An 18,066-nucleotide genomic window follows, 5' to 3' on the forward strand; every position below is an offset into this window, starting at 1 on the left:
TAATAATTGCATTTAATTCTCAATAAGTTCATAAGAGAAAACTAAACAATCAATACTAGATAAAATTAGCTAGAGTAGAACTAATGAGTCAAAGCGATCGCTTTGGTCGAGACAAGACCCAATTTAGCCTGAAAACGGACGAGCGAAGAGTCGTAGATACGATTTGGATCGATAGATGGCAAATATTCCATCGTTTGCAGGCATTAGAAATAACTTGTGGCTGTGCTACTAATCAGCCTTTATGGGCGCGATTGGATAATGTTAAAACCGCGATTCAGATTTGGAGTGTGGTCAAACAGCACAGCGCATCACGTCTGGAGTTAGTCGACTGGTTAAATCGCTGTTGGCAAATAGAAAACTATCGCAACAATTGTTAGATAGTCAAATACAAGCAGATAAATAAATACGCGCGATGGCAAAAACCAAGTATCGAGTCTCTGAGTTTAATCTTACAGGCGAGCTACAACAAACCTCGAAGAAAAAGGGGAAAATTAAGTATCTCGAATTAGCTACCGATAACGACAAACATTGGATTAAAGTAGCCAAAAAAATTCGCGGCGATCTAGACCCAAACATATCAGCAGGATGTCGCTTAGAAGTAGCAGGCGAACGCAAGAAGTATCTTAAAACGGGACAAGTTAAGTTAAAGGCAAAGACGGTAAATTTACTTGGCTGCAATCTCAAGCCAGAAGGACTAGAGGTCAAAGAAAAAGAAGTTTCTCTACAACCAATTTTCGATCGCCAGAAAAAAGTCAAAGCCAAAGTATTAATCTGTCAAAAGAATAACTGTTGGAAACATGGCGGTAGGGAAATCCACGAGCGACTATCGAGTATTTTTCAAGACTGCGGCTTGGCAAACGAAATAGAAATTAAGAAAACTGGCTGTTTGAAAAAGTGCAAACAAGCTCCCAATATAGTTATGATGCCAGATAAAAGCCGCTACAGTAAAGTAAAAACCAAACAACTACCGGAACTAGTAGAAAAACACTTAATCGTTTGAGCGTGGAAAAATTATTTTTTGCGTTGTTTAACTCGCTGCGCTCGAAGGAAGAAGGAAGAAGTAAAAACTCAAAACTCATTACTTATCAGAGTGAGGGACTGGTGATTCAACCAATCTGTTCTTGGCAGCGATCCTTGAGAAAATCCAGCCAAGCCCAAACTGCGTGAGGGAGAATGCTGTCTTTTAACGTGGCGGCTACTACAGTCCGCTCTAAGGGTAGGGGTAATTGACCGACCTTTACTCCTTCGGGAAGATGGAAGACAGAAAGCTGTGGTAAAATCGCCGCACCTTCACCTGCAGCCACTAATTTCACGATTGTATCGCTTTCTTTGACTTGTTCCCTCGGTCGGAATGAACAGCCAGCCCGTTGAAAATATTCGGCGATCGCTAGATAACAGCTATTGCGATCGGGATAAGAAATTAGGGGTAAAGAAGTTAATTGTTCCCAAGTCAAGCTGGTTTGGGGCGGTAAGGGCGAATTTGGTGGTAACAAGACTATGTAGCGATCGCGAACTACTTCTACTGCCTCCAAGTCTTCGGCAATTGGTAAGGTAGTAAAACCGATATCGGCTTTACCCTCGCGAAGGGCGCATTCTACTTGAGGACAATCTACTTCTTCGGCAATTTTTACTTCAATTTGCGGATATTTAGCTTTAAAATCCGCTCTAATTTTGGGCAAAAGCTGTGCTGCTGCGCCCCTAAAGGTAGAAATTCTGACTTTACCTCCAGTTAAGCTTTTATAATTCGCGGCTTCCTGACTTATAGCTTCTAGAGATTCCAAGATGCGATCGCAGTGCACTAAAATACTCTCTCCGGCAGGTGTCAGTTTGACTCCTTTGCTACCGCGATGTAGCAACTGTATTCCCAGTTCGGTTTCTAAGGTAGCGATGGCATGACTGACGGTCGGTTGCGCTAAATCTAGTTCTTCGGCAGCTTGACTGAATTTGCCGCATCTAGCAACCGTAACTAAGGAGCGGATTTGGGAGAGCTTAATCTTCAAAATTTAGTTAACTTCTGAATTTTCTCAAAATAAACCATCTCTACTTTTCTCTTAATTTATCATTTGCACTTGCAAAAAGACGCAACCATCAATTAATTAATTCCATCGGCTGTAGTTCCAGCGATCGCCTAATCATTACCTATTCAGCAACGCCGGAACTCCAAATTCCCAATCATTAAATTCTACAGCCAGTTACCTACTAAAACGAAAGGTGCCCAGTAGTAAGGATGGCGATATTCTGAATCTGGAGTTTCGAGCAGATTTTTTTGTGCTTGACGCAAAGCTTGAGCTTTGTTAATTTGAGTATCGCTCGCTAATTGCCGATAAAATTCGCCCATCAAAGTGGCAGTAGCTTCATCATTAGCTCCCCAAAGAGTAGCGACAGTACTACGAGCCCCCGCTCTTACCGCTACACCAGCCAATCCCAAAATAGCTTGGTCGTCACCTTGAGCGGTATTGCAGGCACTGAGAACTAAGAGTTCGATTGGCTGAGAGCGTCTCAAACTGCCCACTCATAGTAAATTGTCGAGTTGATTGACGTTAATTAGGGGACTACCTGATTCTGCGCCACTGAGAATAAACGTTTGGTCGGAAGTCGAGCTAAATTGACCGTGAGTTGCCAGATGAACCACGGGATAATAAGATTCTTGGAGTTTTTGCTGGAGAGTATCTTGGGTAAATTCTTGGTTGAGTAAAATTTCAGAATTGCCAAAAATTGCTTGAATTTCTTCTAATTCGTCTTTTACCTTCGGAATTGGTGGAAAGCGGTACTCGGGATATTCTCTGGTAACTCCTGCAGCTAGAACTCTAATTTCCTGCCTTTCTAATGGTTGAGGATTGGTTAGCTGCAAACCAGAACTAAGAGCGACATTGTAATCCTTTTCGATTAAATACTTCCCATCTTGAGGATCGTATAATATCGACATCGGAATGTTACGCAAAGAGTCATCCAAAACGAATACCAGAGTTTTTACTTTGCTGGCTTCTAATTGAGCTTCAACAGGCTCGATTAGCCAACTGTAAATTTCTGTGGATAGAGGTAAAATATCTTCTTCAATAGATTGCTCTACGGTTTGCTGGATTTTTTGAATTTGGGGTTCTGGTTCTTCGTTACCTCTAGCACTACGTACGGCTTCGGCAAAACCAGGATTAGTTAGAGAGCGACGACGTAATTGTTTGATAGTAGCTTCTACTTGCTGGCTAGAAACGTTGGTAGAATAGCGTTGCAGTGGTTTTCCTGGTAAAGTTAGGATTACTTCCAAGCGATCGGGTAAAACTATCGGGTAAATCACAGCGGCTTCAGGATCGACATCGTCGATAATCACTGGCTCTTCGGCGACTTCCGAACAGGGATCTCGGAAAAAATTATCCAATTTTACTACCTGTAGAGATTCTAGAACATCTCGTGCTTGTTGCAGTTGGGCTGGAGTCGGTTCTTTCTCCAGCAGCAAACTAATGTAATCTCGAAAAATTGGTTCTACAGGTGTAGTTGCCAAATCGCTACGTAAAGCTCTAATGGTATTAAACGAGGCTTCATATGCAGTTAGCGCCTTATCTGTTTCACCTTGAAGGGCGAGAATTTTACCCAACTGAGCATTCCAACGATAGGCAATTTCGGGATATTCGGTAGTCGGTGCTAACTGCAAAGAGGCTTCTGTAAGGCGGCGAGCTTCGGGGTACTGCTGTTGCTGTTCGTAGAGGTACCCCAAATAACCCATAGCTTCTGCTTCTGCGGTTACGTTATCGAGCTGATGAGCTTCAGCGATCGCCGATGCTAAAATTTCTGCCGTCTCTTCATTAGTACGTCCCTGACGAATCAAACTTTGAGCGAAGTTAATCTTGCTGTAAATGCCTCCGCGAGTAGTAGGCAAACTGGCTATTTGTCCTTCGAGCTTTTGGGTTAGAGCGAGGATTTGCGGTTGCAAATCTCTAGCTAATTCGTAGTTTAACTCCACCGCACCATTTTGAATGCGATTGAGAAATTCGCGATCGGTAATATCCAAATCGTTGATGTCGCTCTGAAGTTCAGTTGTAGCTTGCTGCCAAAATTCCCAAACGTCAATTAACATACTGAGGTGATTGAGTTCGGCTTTGACAGTATCTATGGGAGAAGTGGCTGTTGCTGCGGTTCTTTGGTAGTAATTAAAAGCTGGCTGATATGGTTCTAGAGCGCTGGCACTCGAGCCATCTTGATTGGCAACGATATCGAGAGCAATAGTCTGGGGTGGAAAGCGATTTTGACGATTTTCGGCGATCGCTCTGGCAGTATTGCCCAGACTGAGTAAAGCAGCGGTTTGTTGAGTCGGCTCATTCAGCTCAGCAGCGGTTTTCAAACTGAGTTTTAAAGTGTCAACGGCAACTTTAGCGTAGCCGCTCTCTCTCAAGTAATCTCCAAAACGCAATAAGCCTACTGCTTTATCTGTCGAGTTACTTTCTGCCACAATTGGCTGGAGTGCTGAAATTAACTCAATCTCGTCGTCGGATCTAAATAGTGAATCTGTCTCTAACTCTGATTCAACCGCTTGAGCCCGAGCTAAAATTTGAGTGCAATCAGTTTCTTCAGACAGGTTAAAAGCTAAAAGTAAACTCTGGCATGATTGAGAATATAGACCCAAAGCTTGCTGTGCAGTAGCAGTATTGATCGCACTCTCTCGAGTATTAACTGGATCGTCTTGTGCTCGATAAGCAGCAGTAGCCTGCTGCCAAGTTTGAATAGCTAGATCTAATTTACCTGCTTCGTAAAATTCTTTACCCTGCCGAACCAATTCTGAGGGTTGGGGATCTGGTTGTGTCTGAGACAAAACGGGCAGACTGGCGACGGCAACTAATCCCAAACTGGCAAACAAAATTAACCCGATAATTCTTCTGCTCCATCGAGAGGCGAGGGTGGTTAATAACCCGTACGAACGATAAAACTTTGGCTTCATAATCTTTTGCGAGCTTAACTACATAACATAATTGAATTATTAAAAGTTTAAAAAGGGAAGTATTCTACAGAAAAATAAATACCGTCTTCCTGTAAAGTATTATCCCGATCTTCAACTTCAATCAAAGGAATACCCCAGTCCAAACGGGCACGAAGAGATTCGTTCAAGGCTAGTTGTAGTCCGACACCCAAAGATACTAGAGTATCTTCATCGCGATTGAAGTTATCTTCTGAGTCTCCCCAAACCGTACCGAAATCGGCAAAAGGAATAATTGAAAGACTATTAAAACCATTACTCCAGCGGTAAATCGGAACTCGCAGTTCTGCCGAGACAAATACGCCATTGTTTCCCAACAGCGCATCTTGACGATAGCCGCGAACGCTGTCAATCCCTCCCAAACTAAACTGTTCTAGGGGTACTAGATCGCTGGTCGTTAGTTGAATATCGGAACGCAGCAGCAGATTGATATTCGAGCGAGAATTGAGTTGACGCAACCACTGTATTTGTCCGCGCCAGCTAACGAAACTGCTATCTGGCGCATTTTGATTAATTGTGGCATCGAATAAATCTACACCGACACTAAACTGCGATCGCGCTGCCAAGACTTGGCTGCGGGTACGTTGCGTCCAGTCTTGGAAAAAACGTAGTGCCGAGATCTTCGTCTCGCCGATATCGTCTCCCATCTCGCCTGCACCGGGGGACAGGGGAAAAGGCTCATCTTCCAAAGTAGTAGAGTTAGCCTGACGGGAAAATTCTACCCCTACGGCTAACTCCTGAGTCGAGCGCGCATCGGCAGTGACAATTATTGGCTGACGCAGCACTACTTCATATTCATCGGTTTCCGATTCGATATCGAGTTCGTCGAATGGCTCTTCGATGATGTCGCTTTCTACGTAACGATAGCGCAGACTAATCGTGCCATCGAGAGAGTTGAAGGGGATGACGTAGTTGGTATCGAAATCATTACTACCATCGGTATTTTTATAGATAAAGCTGAAGCGATCGCCTTCTCCGGCAAAGTTATTGTGAGTGATATCTACTCCTCGCTGAAAACTCCCCACGCTGGGAGGACGACTGTTATTGATAAATAGCGAGGGACGAAAGGCATTGGCTTGATTGACATCGACAGCTAGAATCCAGCGTTCGCGACTCGAACCCACCGCCAGTTCGGCATTTAAACTTTCGATGAGGGGATTGAGTTGGAGTAATTGCAGTGCTTCTTGCAACTCGTTAATATTTAATGGTGCTTTGGTTCCTCTACGCAAACGAGAACGGATGTAATCTTCACTCAGTCTGCCATCGACATTAATTTCTATTTCTTCGATCGTACCTTCAATAACTCTAACTACGATGACCCCATCATTGACATCCTGGGTGGGAATTACTACCCCAGAGTTAATATAGCCCCGGTCTTGATAAAGTCTGGTTAATCTCGATTCGATTTCTAATAAATCGGCAAAGGTAATCGGACGAGCGCGATATGCAGCGAGTTCTGCCTGTAGCTCTTCTTCCTCGATCGCTGTGTTGCCCTCAATTTGGAATTGTTCTACTGCAAAAGTTGTGGTTGAATCTGGTTCGGTACTGTCCGGTAAGAGCTCTGGGGGCGATTCTAAAAAGTCTTCAATTGGCGGCAGTGGCGTAGTTGAAGGTGGCGGTGCTGATGGTTCTTCTAAGAGGAGAGGTGTTTGTGGTAAATCACTATCTGGTGGTACGGTAGGTGTCTGCGATAGGGGAGCTTGGGCTAATTGAATGTTCCACTCATTGGCTGCAATTGAGGTTTCACTAGCTACGAGTAAGCTCATTGTAGCTATTAAAGTAGGGAGTATTGGTTGCGGAAAAATTAGAAAAGTTTTATTGAATTTAAATTTTAAGTTATCTTAAAAAATAATATTAAAAACCGTACGATCTCCGACGATAAATACGATCGTGCAACTTGGCAAATTAGCACTAAAAAGTATGCGGTGCATTTAACACTAGCGCCAACTCTGGATTTCCGCTGGCGGTATCGCCGATTAACGCAAAACATCAGAATTATTCTTCTCTTTTGGTTTGTAGATACAGATAGGAACTACTACTAAATCGATTGACACATGAAAAACTGTGAAGGGATTGGGATGTAAAAACAAGAAGCGGTCAACTCCCAATACTCCAAAAAAAGTCCAGGTCATACTACTGGCAGATAGAGGTTTTGTTCATACTGAGCTCATGACCATGTTAACCACTGAATTAGTGTGGCATTACCGTATCAGAATTAAGAGCAATACTTGGATTTGGAGAGGCAATTTGCTTACATAATGTACGAATACATAAAGGAGAATATTATGGTGTTATTAATGTAATTGTTGGGCGTAACCGTGTCAATGGTGAATTGTGGGCAATTGTTAGCGAGGAAAAAACTACTCTACAAACCTTTGCTGAGTATGGATTGCGTTTTGACATCGAAGAAAACTTTCTGGATGACCAGTCTGGTGGCTGGAATCTTCAACGCTCTATGATACGCGATGTCTGTGCCTTGTCTCGGTTGTGTTTTATCTTAGCTATTTCAACTCTCTACGTCAGCGCACAAGGTGTCCAAGTTGTTGATAGTGGTAAACGACGATGGGTTGATCCCCATTGGTTTCGAGGTAATAGCTACTTCCGTATCGGTTGGGATTGGGTCAAGGCTGCACTTCTCAATGGTTGGAAATTGCTACATTCTGTCGCGTTTTCTAGCAGTCAAGATTCTACACCCACCATCGCATCACTCAAGCAACATGAGCGAAGGCTTTATCAGTTTGAGTTTAAGGTGCAACTTACTCTTATACTGTTTTATAAGTTTTGTCAGTCAACCAGGCTCAGGTTACTGCAAGCCAAATACAAAATACCAGTACTTCCATCTTTGTTTGTAAAGACTTGACGGTGAAGCAGAACAGGAAAATCCAGCCCTTTCAGCCACCCTCTGACTGACTTTTGTGATGACCATTGGAGTGAATCAATTCTTGTAAAACGTCCTCGCCTCTTGTCTTTTTCACTCACCGCTAATGAGCTGATAATATAGTCGCTATATAGTTCCAAAAGCTTTGTATCCATCTCAATATGATAGCTTTTGCGTAACATCAGTTATTAAGGTTTGATTTGAGCAACGCCAGCAGATTTTCTCATTAATTCTCCAATTACAGTGATTGAAGACTTTCATAAGTACGTGTCTCATCAGCCCATTGAGTCTCTTGAAGAAACTCTCGAAATGAAGTTAATAGGTCGGGAAACTCTCGTCGAAGGTATTTGACATCAGCCTGATAGCCGTCATTTCGATACCATTGGATCAGCTTAAATAGTTGCCAACGAAAGACTAGTAAAAATAGCCAAGCTGAAATTTCTTGATGAACCACTGTTTTTCTCTCACAGCGTGAAAATTCCTCAGCTATCTGTTGAGGAGTCAATACATCTCCAGCCAACTCAATTTTGCGATCGAGATATTTCTCTCGATGAGTCATTACCCAAGCGGCTACACGGCCTAAATCTTTTACGCACAGTAAATGAATCGGATGAGAAGATGGCAGTGAAAAAGGAAAGCGACCTTTTAAAATTGAGGGTCGAGTATACTTTTTCCAAAACTCTTCCATAAATAAACACGCTCTCAACATCGTGGTTGGCAAACCAGTTTCCCGAAAAACTGTTTCGACTTCATATTTTTGTTGGATGTGTCTGATTCCCGATTTTCTCTCGGCTCCTCCTGCCGAATTATAAACCAAGTGCTTAATTTGAGCTTTCTTGGCTACTATTGCTAGTCTTTTAGCCCTTTCTACTTCGCGGGGATCGGCTTGAGTATAATCTCCAGATGTAGCATGGCAGTAGACCCCTGACACTCCCATAAAAGCTTTTTCGAGCGAACCCTCGTCATCTAAATCTGCTTCAACTAACTCGACTCCCGCACTTGTTAACTGAAAAAGAGAGAATCTCTCTAGATCTAGATGGCGTGTAATCGCTCGTAGCTCAGTTTGTTTCTGCTCTAGAAATCCTCGAACGACCCGAATTCCAGTTCCTCCAGTCACTCCAATTAAGAGAATTTTTCCCACTGTCAATTTTTTCTTTTAAGGTAGCATCTTCAACGTAGTAGGAAAAACGAATCGAAGTCAACTCAAATTTAGGCTAATGAAAATTCATTGGATAGTAGTTAGGCGAAGAATTAAAGATTTGGTTGTATCGAGCGATTTACAAATAATCTAAATAGGGTGCGACGGCTAAAGAATCATAATCTGCTTGGAGTTTGGGATTACTTTTTGTAACTAAATTACCCAATTCCACTTGTAATCTTCCTAGTAAAGTGCGAGTTGCGGAAAAACAGGTTTTACTTATTTGTTAGAATACTATATGGTTATATAAACTATAAAAAACTATTTTTATTTTATCCATGCCAAAAACTGACTCTCGCGACAAGACACCCAAACCACCCGAATATCTTGCTCCAGTTGCCGATTATTTTAAAGTACTTTCAGAAATTAGTCGATTGCAAATTTTAAGCTGCTTGAGAGAGGGAGCAATGAATGTCAGTGAGATAGGGGAAGCTACTGGTTTGGGACAAGCAAATTTATCCAAACATCTCAAAATGCTCACAGAAGCAGAAATTCTATCCCGTAAACCTCAAGGGGTAGCTGTCTATTATGAAATTCAAGATCCAATGATTTTCGAGCTATGCGAGTTAGTTTGCGATCGCTTGTATCAAAGAATGCAACAAAAAGCAGAGAAATTCAAGCGGTTGAGTGCTTTAAGTCCTTCTACGAAGTAAAATTTAAATACTAAATACTTTGTTTCCAATCTAATAAGACAGCGCGACATTGAAGACAGGTTAAATCCTGAAGTAAATTTTCGATGCCACTGGCAGTATTGAAATAACTAGTTGAGGCTAATTTCTTAGGATTAACGATAGTTTGAGAGTTAATTTCGGCGACAAAACCGAAAAGTTTTTGGTTGGAAAAAGAACTATTAATCGCCCAACCAGTTTGATTTAAGGGTTTAAGACTACTAATGTCTGATTCTTCAATATCTAATTCTCGCTTGAGAACAATTTTGGCAACCTCAGCGGTTGTTTGTTCGGATAAAACTCTACCCCCTGAAAAATCAAGGGTAGCCTTTCCTACACCAGGACGATAAGTAGGTTTGGGCAAGAGAAAGCGACCGCTTTGTATGGTAATAATTACCACCGAATCAGCCTTTTCAACTCGCCAGTAATCTAATATTCGTTGTTGTTCGTCTTGTAGTTTTTCACCGATTAAAGTCAGCCAAGACGAACGAATTTCTACAAAACGTTCTAGAGTTTGCCAGTCATTTTGAGAATTTACCATTAGATTTAATTGGAATCGGCAATCAATTCTGCCATTAACTCTTTGACAGGGACGATCTTTTTCCCACGTCCGGCATTAGTACCAGCAAAAATTAAACCTTCTTCTACATTACCGCGAGCAGCCCGATCTAAAGCGCGAACAATGCAGTAGGTTTCTTTAGTATCTCGGCAGCGACATACTTGCAAACAGTTAGCCAGACATTTCTTATCTAAATCTGGAGAATTTTGTAAGACTTTTTCCACAAATTGATTGTGTAAAACTCTGCCTGGCATTCCTACAGGAGAAGGGACAATGGTCACATCTTCGGGATGGGAATTGAGATGAAATTCTTTATAGCGAAGAGCCGCATCGCATTCATCAGTAGTTATAAAGCGCGTACCGATTTGGACTCCCCTAGCTCCCAAAGCTAGGACGCGATCTATATCACGGCGATCCCAAATCCCTCCCGCAGCAATTACAGGTATGTCTTGTCCCAATTCATTTTGGAGATAGTTGACTAATTCAGGGATGACTTGTTCGGCTTCTATTTTGGAACTGGCTAATTCTCCATATTTCGCTCCTAAATGTCCCCCTGCTTTTTGAGGATTTTCCATTACAAAAGCATCGGGTAAACGGTTGTATTGACGTTCCCATTTACAACAGATGATCTTAGCAGCACGGGTACTGGAAATAATCGGTACTAATGCCACATCAGGATAGTCAGCAGTATATTCAGGCAGATGCAAGGGTAATCCCGCACCAGAAATAATTAGATCGATGCCAGATTCGGCAGCAGTGCGTACCAAAGTTTCATAATCTCTAACCGCTACCATGGCATTGATACCGATAATACCTTGGGGACTGAGTTGACGAGCTTTTGTTATTTCATCGATTAGTGCCAAACGATTGGCTTTAAACAAATTACTTTTTGGGTAATATGGAGAATTGAGTCCCAGGCAAACTGCCGAAATAATTCCAATACCGCCAGTATTGGCTACAGCACTGGCAAGGTTCGCCCCAGAAATCCTAATCCCCATGCCTCCTTGAATAATTGGGTAGGGAGCAAGATGTTTACCAATACGAAGTGGTGGAAGTGTGGTCATAATGTTGTTATTTAACTGTTGAATAGCAGTATTAAAAGCGCTCGGCGATCGCCGCTTCAAATAATACTTTAAAAAAGTATATAGTCAATTAGTGATAAAAAAACAACTCAAAGCAATTAAAACCTGGGTTGGGTTGCTTAGATTATTTGAAGGAAGTTAGAAGAAAACTAGTATGAACGCAATTGAACATCAATTAGCTGTGAATAGCAGGGGTAACTAAAGCTACAGGTTGGCTCTCACCGCTAGCTAGATCTAGAGAAAAGTTATGAACGTTACGTTTGTGCATAGCTTCGATACTCAAATTAGCGCAGTTTAAAACATCAGCCCAAGTGGGAACTACACGACCTTGAGACTCAAGAACAGATTGGTTAAAGTTAAAAAACCATTGAGGTTCAAGCAAAGCAAGATACAGCCATCGCAGCTAACCAAATACCAATTACGGGCCAAGCAGCTAAAAAGAAGTGTAAGGAACGGCTATTATTATTATTACAAGTATAAAATTATTTTTTTAGCTTGATAAGTTTGCGTATTCATCAAAAAATCGCTTGGATGCAGCGAGCGTTGAGATAAATTTAACTCAAATTTAGCGATCGCCCGATGTAGAAATGATTAAGAGCAGGTGCGATTATGCTTCGCGTAGCCTTCGGATCGCTCTATTGTAGATATGATTGAGACTAAGTGCGATCGCTCTATTGTAGATATGATTGAGACTAAGTGCGATCGCTCGATTATAGAGATAATTGAGAATAGGCGCGATCGCTTTTTGAAGTTGAGAACAGGCGGACACCTAAGGTACGCTTTCAGCGAGCGTTTTACAGATAACGACCGAGTTAATCTCCACTAATTTCCACTAACTTTTCACCAGAACGTAGTAGCTCTAGTGCTTCTGATAAAACCGAACTCAAAATCTCTCGCAACCGAGCATTTGAAGTATTTCCACAAGTCAACCAAATAATTTGCGGTGGTTCTCCCAAGCGATCGACCAAATCCACAAAATCACTGTCTTTGGTCATAAAAATAACTCCTTGAGCTTTTGCAGTCTCAAAGATTTCCGTATCTTCAGCATCTCGCAACCCAAGATCGCGTAAAGCTAGGTCTGTTACCCCAAATGTATTTGTAATCCAAGTTGCAATTGTAGGTGACAGGTGTGTGCATCGATCCAGATCGTTGTCATGCGACTAACACAGGATGATTAAGTTTACGTGACGCATAGGTAAGTGCTGCTCTCAAATCATCCATCTCAAGATCGGGTAGTTCCTCTAAAATCTGTTCGGAACTAAGCCCTGCTGCAAACAGGTCAAGAACATCAGATACTCGAATTCTCATACCACGAATACAGGGACGACCACCACACTGTCTGGGATTGACTGTGATTCGTTCGAGTAATTTTGACATTTGATAAAACCTCCATTGTTCCAAGATAGATCGGTCTGTTCTATTTAATTGTAAATCTTAGTAAATGGTAGTTTTTGCTAGTGCGATCGCTCGATGGGAGAAATGATTTAGAGTAGATGCGATCGCCCCCTTGCAGAGATGATTGAGAGTCAATGCGATCGCTCCCTTGTAGAAATGATTGAGAGTCAATGCGATCGCCTGATTTGATTTGGGATTGAGAATAAGTGCGATCGCTCTTGGAACTTGAGAACAGGCGATCGCTTTACAGATAACGTTTCCAATCAGCAGCGACAGATATGATTCAAATGGAGCGAAAAAACTTTATTATGCGCCGATTTTACCTACGCCAAGACTAATATACTTTCTGATTCTCGATCTCCAAACTGAATAATCGTGTCAAAATTGTCTCTTAAAATCTGAACAATTTTTGATGTTGGACAATTACCAACCTTAAGATAGATAAACTTGGGTGGATGACCATACAGCAAACTACGTTGATGGAAGTCAGAATCTTTTGAAACAATCACAAAATTGTTTGCTTTTGCATATTCCCAAATGATGTTATCGTCAGTATTTGTAAGTGCCAAGGTTTTGACATGGTCAGAACTAGGATACAAATCGATAATCCTGTAAACAATCCGATCTGAGAGATTTTCATCAAAAAGCAGTTTCACAGCGATGCCACAAACAACTTCTTCTCACGATCTGCTGCAAAAGCAAGACAGGCTTTGATATCTTCTGAGGTAAGTTCAGAAAAATCTTCCAAAATTTCTGCTTCGGTCATCCCACCTGCGAGATATTCCAAGATATCGTACACGGTGATTCGCATTCCCCGAATACATGGCTTACCACTGCGCTTTCCAGGTTCGATCGTAATAATGTCTTGGTAGTTCATAAAACGCAATGAGGAAAAAATATTTATCTACCATCAATATAGTAGCAAACTAGATGTCAATGGTATTTTTTGAGCGTGCGATCGCCCGATGTAGAAATGATTAAGAGCAGGTGCGATTATGCTTCGCGTAGCCTTTGGATCGCTCGATGGGAGAGATGATTGAGACTAAATGCGATCGCCCGATGTAGAAATGATTAAGAGCAGGTGCGATTATGCTTCGCGTAGCCTTTGGATCGCTCGATGGGAGAGATGATTGAGACTAAATGCGATCGCCCGATGGTAGAAATGACTGAGAGTCAATGCGATCGCACTTTTTTGTAGAGATGATTAAGAGTAAGTGCGATCGCGTTTAGAAAAAAATTGTTATTTTAATTTCTTAAATCTGTTCTGTTAGAAAAACTACCCCTCTGGGAATACTTTTAGTAACTCTTTATACTAGCTTGTTGGTCATATATCTAAGGGTAATAATTGTCCAGCATATAGCTAACAAAAACTGTCAGTTAATAACTTGAAGAGTTAGTAAATAAGAATCATCCCAAATAATTACTATGAATAATTCTTCTCAAAAATATAAGCTAGGCTTTTTCTTCGGTGCAGGTGCAGAGGTAGGATATGAGTTGCCTCTAGGGGGACGTTTTGCTCTCGACATATTCCGTCAAGAAACAAAAGAGGAAAAAGAAAAATTCAATAAAATTCTATCTAATATACAAATTAATTCATCTTATGCCGAAAACTGGCTACCTAAAGATTTTAGAAATAAAAACATTTACACTCTTACTAAACGTGATTTTAAAAGCTTGCTTGAATCAACCATTGAATATAATAAAGATAAGATAATTAAATTTTTAAATAATTTTGATAACGAGGTAAATCAGGTGTAAGGATTCAGGTATCAGGGTTGACAAAAAGGAAAAAGAGATTAAAGTAGCCAATAATGAGCGAAGCTAATCACCCCTTCAAAGCCGAAGAACTGCGCCAGTTGTCCAATGAGAAACTGGCAGAAATCGTGACTACCCAACAAAAGCTGATTGAGAAGCTAGAAAAAAGAATAGAACAACTGGAACAGAGCCTCAACCTCGACAGCCAAACCTCATCGAAACCCCCTTCAACTGACTTGCTGAAAAAAAGCGAGAGAAAACCAGAAGTAGGGTTGGAAGAAGCCAAAAAAGAGACAAAAAGAAAACCAGGAGGACAACCAGGACATCAAGGGAAGACGAGAAAAGGATTTGGGCGTGTAGACCGCTACGAAGTATTGAAACCGACCATCTGCTCCAACTGTGGAAATCAACAATGGAAGACTAAGGGGGTACGAGTAGATACTCAACAGGTAGCCCAGTTGGTGGCAAAACCGATACAAGTCGTAGAGTACCAACGTCATCACTGTCAATGCGGCAAGTGTGGAGCAATAGAGGCAGCTCGACGGTCTCCCACAATGATTCCAGGTCAAGACTTGGGAGTCAGACTACAGGGGTTACTTTCCTGGCTGGGAAACTATGCTCATATGTCCTATGCTAAACAGCAAGAACTGTTGTGGGAACTGGGAGCAATAGAAATTAGTAGGGGAACTTTAGTTGCCACCAATGAACGAACGAGTACAACAAGCGAGTATCAACAGTGTTGAAGGGTTGAAAAAGTCGATTAATTCAGAGCATCCTCCTCTACATTGTGACGAAACCCCCTGCTCAGTTAAAGGAGTCAAAGAATGGCTCTGGGTTTTAGCTGGGTCAGAGTTCTGCCTGTTTCATGCCGGCGATACTAGAAAACGCAGAGAATTGGAAGCTGTATTAGGAGTATTCTATGATGGAGTTTTGATTAGCGACGATTTTAGTGTCTACAACGGCTATTCAGTAGCAGGACAACAAAAGTGTTTGGCTCATCTACGTCGTCATTTTCAAAAACTGTTAAAGACTAAAGGGGTAGATAACCAAGAAATTGCTACCACCTTTCTGTCTCTAATTGATGAGGCATTTAAGCAACATCGGGTTTGGCGACAGACCCATCAGGAAAGCCACTATCGAGATTGGGCAGAGGATTTCCGAAGGCGAGTGACTAGCGCAATTAAGACTTGGCTCAAGAATGCTGGTCATGAAGCTGGAAAACTGCTACGTTCGCTGCGTGATAAGGCGGAGCAATGGTGGTATTTTCTGACACATCCTCAGATACCCCCCGACAATAATCTAGCTGAACGATGTTTGAGAACTGCTGTAACCAAGCGGAAAGTTTGTGGTGGCTCTCGTTCCATCGAACGGTTTCAACATACAGCCAACCTGCTGAGTGCAATTCAATCTTGTCGTTTGCAAGGACGTTCGGTGATTACTTTTTTTCAACAGACTTTACAAGCTACAGTTGGACATTGTTCTTATCCTTCTCTTATTCCTCATGCTTGCACCTGAATCCTTACAATCAGGTATTAAATAATTTTGATTTAACAGTAACACAAATAAATGATAAATTTAATCAGGCTGTAGATAAAAATATTAAACAAGTTAACTACAATCAAGAAATTCAAATTAACCCTGCTTTTCAAGCAGAAACAAGTCTATTTGAAAGCAATTATTTTAGTGCTTTGCTTGAAACTTATAGTAAAATCAATCAACCAAAAGATACAAATTTATCAAAAGCTATAGAAGCATTTTTACAGATATTGATTGGATGTTATGGTAGCAAATTAACCTCTAATTTGAATGAAATTTTTACTAAATCGCCACCAGGATTACCTTTATTTAACAATTTTTATGGACTATTCCATATTGATTTTTCTCGTGCTGGACTGGCTGCTGTTGAATTAGCTCTCGAAATGACTCTGAGAAAATATTTTTGGATATTCATAGTGAACTAAAAGATATTTTTGGAAAACTTGGATTGAAAATTATTGAAAAATTATTTGAACAAACATTAGATTATAAACAATTAGTTGACAGTCATTTTAGGTATCTTTATAACCCTAAAGTTGAATGGGCTAAGTTTACCAAAATGGTGCTTTTTTTGGAGACAGTTCGAACTTATATAAAAAATCAAATGCAGAAAGCAAAAAATATAAATAATGGCTATTATCATGATTTATTAAAAGTAAAAAACAATATAGATATTTCAGGAATAGGAACAACTAATTATACTAATTTAATTAATTCAATAATTGACGGTGTTAATCCTGCCTATTTAAATGGTAGTATTGATGATTTTTACGATCCTTATTTAAATAAAATCATCAAATTTAATTCTGAACAAGAACGTCTACAACATCCTCATATAACAGTTCCCTTGATTTTTACACAAAGCGGTATCAAACCTTTGACCTCAATCGAAATGTCTCGTAGATATGTCAATCTTTATGATCAATTTTGCCAATCTAATGCCATTGTAGTAGTCGGCTATGGATTTAATGATGATGATGGACATATTAATGGATTTTTTCGAGATCTTATCCAAGACAAAGAGAAGGAGTTATTTATAATTCGCAGACAAAATGATAAATCTAAGGAAGATATAAAAAAAGAATGTGCAAGTCAACTTAGAATCGATTTAACATTAACAGACAAACTTAATATTATTTTAGTGGATAACAATAGAAAAGAAGAAGATATACTTTGGTGTGATAAAGTAACCAAAATTCTTTTTGAAAAGCAAAATAAAAGCAGTTAATAACAAAAGAATTTTGGCTGCAAGTACTTTGAGCAAGCAAATTATTTCAAGTTCGTTTTTCTGCTTGTTGTTTGATTAGGCGAACTTGGATAATAACTGTATAACTATAAATTTTAATTGGCATTGCCACCCTACGACTACACCAAATTTAAAGCTTTAACTGAATTTTGAGTTAGATCGCTGATACAAACTCGATTGATAATATTAGCGATATAGGTATTGACGGTTTCTAGTTCGATTTGCAAGGAAGATGCTACTGCATCATAATCAGTACCAATGGCAATTAATTCTAAAACTACTAATTCTGTTTCGGTCATCGGTACTCCGTCTTGAAAAGACGGAGCCTGCGATGACTTCGTTAAAATTGCTTCGTTTTGAAGCCATTTGATTTTCGCCAAAATGAGATTGGCGATTACAGGATCGAGATATAAGTAACCTGCTTGGGTTAAACGGATGGCTTCCGCTAACTGTTCGATGGATGCATTGTTGAGGATATAGGACTCTGCACCAGCAGCAAAGGCAGCTAAAATTTGGGCTTCGGAGTCTGGCTGTAAGAAGAGACAGATTTTTAGGCGGGGATTGTCCGATTGTGCCTGAATTTCGCGGAATCTTCTGGTTAATTCTACGGCATTTTTATCGGGTAAGTTGAAATCGATTAGGGCAACATCTGCACCAGCAACGGAGTTGAGTAAGACTAAACCAGTTTCCGCGTTGGTGGCTTCGCTGTAAACATCGATTCCTGTTTGGGCGCGTAAGGCTTTTCTTAAACCCACTCTTGTTTGTTCGTCGCTGACAATCAGGAAT

Annotated in this window: 19 protein-coding genes and 5 pseudogenes; 8 read left to right on the plus strand and 16 right to left on the minus strand. The window is 40.8% G+C overall.

All coding sequences use genetic code 11. The features are described from left to right. Positions 1–83 precede the first annotated feature (83 nt). Both ACLFKQ_RS02705 and ACLFKQ_RS02710 read left to right on the plus strand, forming a co-directional pair. Complete coding sequence (locus tag ACLFKQ_RS02705; RefSeq protein WP_448998364.1) at positions 84–377, plus strand: Asr1405/Asl0597 family protein; 294 nt, start codon at positions 84–86, stop codon at positions 375–377. Between the two features lie 35 nt (positions 378–412). Then, on the plus strand, positions 413–1,000 hold the full coding sequence (locus tag ACLFKQ_RS02710; protein WP_448998365.1) for a (2Fe-2S) ferredoxin domain-containing protein: 588 nt from the start codon (positions 413–415) through the stop codon (positions 998–1,000). 106 nt (positions 1,001–1,106) lie between these two features. Here the strand turns inward: ACLFKQ_RS02710 and ACLFKQ_RS02715 are convergent, their stop codons facing one another. The 4 genes and pseudogenes from ACLFKQ_RS02715 to ACLFKQ_RS02730 form a co-directional block, all read right to left on the minus strand. After that, complete coding sequence (locus ACLFKQ_RS02715) at positions 1,107–2,000, minus strand: LysR family transcriptional regulator (RefSeq protein ID WP_448998366.1); 894 nt, start codon at positions 1,998–2,000, stop codon at positions 1,107–1,109. Positions 2,001–2,182: 182 nt separating this feature from the next. Continuing rightward, positions 2,183–4,927: pseudogene (locus ACLFKQ_RS02720) on the minus strand (CHAT domain-containing protein). A gap of 47 nt (positions 4,928–4,974) precedes the next feature. Then, positions 4,975–6,729, minus strand: coding sequence for a ShlB/FhaC/HecB family hemolysin secretion/activation protein (locus tag ACLFKQ_RS02725; protein WP_448998367.1), 1,755 nt, complete (start codon positions 6,727–6,729; stop codon positions 4,975–4,977). A 210-nt stretch (positions 6,730–6,939) separates the two neighbouring features. Further along, the gene (locus ACLFKQ_RS02730) at positions 6,940–7,095 is read right to left on the minus strand and encodes a hypothetical protein (protein ID WP_448998368.1); all 156 of its coding nucleotides are present in this window, start codon (positions 7,093–7,095) and stop codon (positions 6,940–6,942) included. 200 nt (positions 7,096–7,295) lie between these two features. Here ACLFKQ_RS02730 and ACLFKQ_RS02735 point away from each other — a divergent pair, with 200 nt between their 5' ends. Then, a complete protein-coding gene (locus ACLFKQ_RS02735) occupies positions 7,296–7,823 on the plus strand; it encodes a hypothetical protein (protein ID WP_448999489.1) in 528 nt (175 codons plus the stop codon). Here ACLFKQ_RS02735 and ACLFKQ_RS02740 read toward each other — a convergent pair. Together ACLFKQ_RS02740 and ACLFKQ_RS02745 are read right to left on the minus strand one after the other, a co-directional pair. Continuing rightward, a pseudogene (locus ACLFKQ_RS02740) lies at positions 7,763–7,948 on the minus strand (IS701 family transposase); the annotation flags it as partial. The gene ACLFKQ_RS02735 and the pseudogene ACLFKQ_RS02740 sit on opposite strands and share 61 nt — an antisense overlap. 131 nt (positions 7,949–8,079) lie before the next feature. Next, positions 8,080–8,982, minus strand: a complete 903-nt coding sequence (locus ACLFKQ_RS02745) for an NmrA family NAD(P)-binding protein (RefSeq protein ID WP_448998369.1) — start codon at positions 8,980–8,982, stop codon at positions 8,080–8,082. A 335-nt stretch (positions 8,983–9,317) separates the two neighbouring features. Here ACLFKQ_RS02745 and ACLFKQ_RS02750 point away from each other — a divergent pair, with 335 nt between their 5' ends. Then, positions 9,318–9,692, plus strand: a complete 375-nt coding sequence (locus ACLFKQ_RS02750; RefSeq protein WP_448998370.1) for an ArsR/SmtB family transcription factor — start codon at positions 9,318–9,320, stop codon at positions 9,690–9,692. Between the two features lie 10 nt (positions 9,693–9,702). Here the strand turns inward: ACLFKQ_RS02750 and ACLFKQ_RS02755 are convergent, their stop codons facing one another. The 9 genes and pseudogenes from ACLFKQ_RS02755 to ACLFKQ_RS02795 form a co-directional block, all read right to left on the minus strand. After that, entirely contained in the window at positions 9,703–10,248 is a 546-nt protein-coding gene (locus ACLFKQ_RS02755; RefSeq protein ID WP_448998371.1) for an NUDIX hydrolase, read from the minus strand. 5 nt (positions 10,249–10,253) lie between these two features. Then, positions 10,254–11,330 carry an NAD(P)H-dependent flavin oxidoreductase gene (locus ACLFKQ_RS02760; protein ID WP_448998372.1) on the minus strand — a complete coding sequence of 359 codons (1,077 nt, stop codon included), beginning with the start codon at positions 11,328–11,330 and terminating at the stop codon, positions 10,254–10,256. A gap of 193 nt (positions 11,331–11,523) precedes the next feature. Beyond that, a pseudogene (locus ACLFKQ_RS02765) lies at positions 11,524–11,815 on the minus strand (Photosystem Q(B) protein 1); the annotation flags it as partial. Between the two features lie 140 nt (positions 11,816–11,955). Further along, positions 11,956–12,117 (minus strand): hypothetical protein, encoded by a 162-nt coding sequence (locus tag ACLFKQ_RS02770; RefSeq protein ID WP_448998373.1) that lies wholly within the window; start codon positions 12,115–12,117, stop codon positions 11,956–11,958. A 43-nt stretch (positions 12,118–12,160) separates the two neighbouring features. After that, positions 12,161–12,504: pseudogene (locus ACLFKQ_RS02775) on the minus strand (DUF5615 family PIN-like protein). Further along, a complete protein-coding gene (locus ACLFKQ_RS02780) occupies positions 12,501–12,725 on the minus strand; it encodes a DUF433 domain-containing protein (protein WP_448998374.1) in 225 nt (74 codons plus the stop codon). The pseudogene ACLFKQ_RS02775 and the gene ACLFKQ_RS02780 overlap by 4 nt, the downstream one beginning before the upstream one ends. A gap of 57 nt (positions 12,726–12,782) precedes the next feature. Next, on the minus strand, positions 12,783–12,914 hold the full coding sequence (locus ACLFKQ_RS02785) for a hypothetical protein (RefSeq protein WP_448998375.1): 132 nt from the start codon (positions 12,912–12,914) through the stop codon (positions 12,783–12,785). Between the two features lie 152 nt (positions 12,915–13,066). After that, positions 13,067–13,399, minus strand: a complete 333-nt coding sequence (locus tag ACLFKQ_RS02790; RefSeq protein ID WP_448998376.1) for a DUF5615 family PIN-like protein — start codon at positions 13,397–13,399, stop codon at positions 13,067–13,069. Further along, entirely contained in the window at positions 13,396–13,620 is a 225-nt protein-coding gene (locus ACLFKQ_RS02795) for a DUF433 domain-containing protein (protein WP_190909286.1), read from the minus strand. The genes ACLFKQ_RS02790 and ACLFKQ_RS02795 overlap by 4 nt, the downstream gene beginning before the upstream one ends. 548 nt (positions 13,621–14,168) lie before the next feature. Here ACLFKQ_RS02795 and ACLFKQ_RS02800 point away from each other — a divergent pair. The 4 genes and pseudogenes from ACLFKQ_RS02800 (at position 14,169) to ACLFKQ_RS02815 (ending at position 17,262) form a co-directional block, all read left to right on the plus strand. Continuing rightward, positions 14,169–14,501: a hypothetical protein gene (locus tag ACLFKQ_RS02800; RefSeq protein WP_448998377.1), complete on the plus strand. Its 333-nt coding sequence runs from the start codon at positions 14,169–14,171 to the stop codon at positions 14,499–14,501. A gap of 53 nt (positions 14,502–14,554) precedes the next feature. After that, a pseudogene (gene tnpC, locus ACLFKQ_RS02805) lies at positions 14,555–16,013 on the plus strand (IS66 family transposase). After that, complete coding sequence (locus tag ACLFKQ_RS02810; RefSeq protein WP_448998378.1) at positions 16,004–16,459, plus strand: hypothetical protein; 456 nt, start codon at positions 16,004–16,006, stop codon at positions 16,457–16,459. Before tnpC ends, ACLFKQ_RS02810 begins: the two are co-directional and overlap by 10 nt. Then, positions 16,438–17,262, plus strand: coding sequence for an SIR2 family protein (locus tag ACLFKQ_RS02815; RefSeq protein WP_448998379.1), 825 nt, complete (start codon positions 16,438–16,440; stop codon positions 17,260–17,262). The genes ACLFKQ_RS02810 and ACLFKQ_RS02815 overlap by 22 nt, the downstream gene beginning before the upstream one ends. A gap of 137 nt (positions 17,263–17,399) precedes the next feature. Here ACLFKQ_RS02815 and ACLFKQ_RS02820 read toward each other — a convergent pair whose 3' ends face one another. Next, the gene (locus ACLFKQ_RS02820; RefSeq protein WP_448999441.1) at positions 17,400–18,035 is read right to left on the minus strand and encodes a response regulator; all 636 of its coding nucleotides are present in this window, start codon (positions 18,033–18,035) and stop codon (positions 17,400–17,402) included. Between the last annotated feature and the right edge of the window lie 31 nt (positions 18,036–18,066).

The organism is Myxosarcina sp. GI1(2024), assembly GCF_053543375.1.

What these genes read in the sequence shown, in the direction of transcription:
- ACLFKQ_RS02800 (WP_448998377.1), top strand. Translation starts at nt 14,169, where the DNA reads ATGAATAATTCTTCTCAAAAATATAAGCTAGGCTTTTTCTTCGGTGCA.
- ACLFKQ_RS02755 (WP_448998371.1), bottom strand. Translation starts at nt 10,248, where the DNA reads ATGGTAAATTCTCAAAATGACTGGCAAACTCTAGAACGTTTTGTAGAA.
- ACLFKQ_RS02705 (WP_448998364.1), top strand. Translation starts at nt 84, where the DNA reads ATGAGTCAAAGCGATCGCTTTGGTCGAGACAAGACCCAATTTAGCCTG.
- ACLFKQ_RS02730 (WP_448998368.1), bottom strand. Translation starts at nt 7,095, where the DNA reads ATGACCTGGACTTTTTTTGGAGTATTGGGAGTTGACCGCTTCTTGTTT.
- ACLFKQ_RS02760 (WP_448998372.1), bottom strand. Translation starts at nt 11,330, where the DNA reads ATGACCACACTTCCACCACTTCGTATTGGTAAACATCTTGCTCCCTAC.
- ACLFKQ_RS02725 (WP_448998367.1), bottom strand. Translation starts at nt 6,729, where the DNA reads ATGAGCTTACTCGTAGCTAGTGAAACCTCAATTGCAGCCAATGAGTGG.
- ACLFKQ_RS02750 (WP_448998370.1), top strand. Translation starts at nt 9,318, where the DNA reads ATGCCAAAAACTGACTCTCGCGACAAGACACCCAAACCACCCGAATAT.
- ACLFKQ_RS02780 (WP_448998374.1), bottom strand. Translation starts at nt 12,725, where the DNA reads ATGTCAAAATTACTCGAACGAATCACAGTCAATCCCAGACAGTGTGGT.
- ACLFKQ_RS02795 (WP_190909286.1), bottom strand. Translation starts at nt 13,620, where the DNA reads ATGAACTACCAAGACATTATTACGATCGAACCTGGAAAGCGCAGTGGT.
- ACLFKQ_RS02710 (WP_448998365.1), top strand. Translation starts at nt 413, where the DNA reads ATGGCAAAAACCAAGTATCGAGTCTCTGAGTTTAATCTTACAGGCGAG.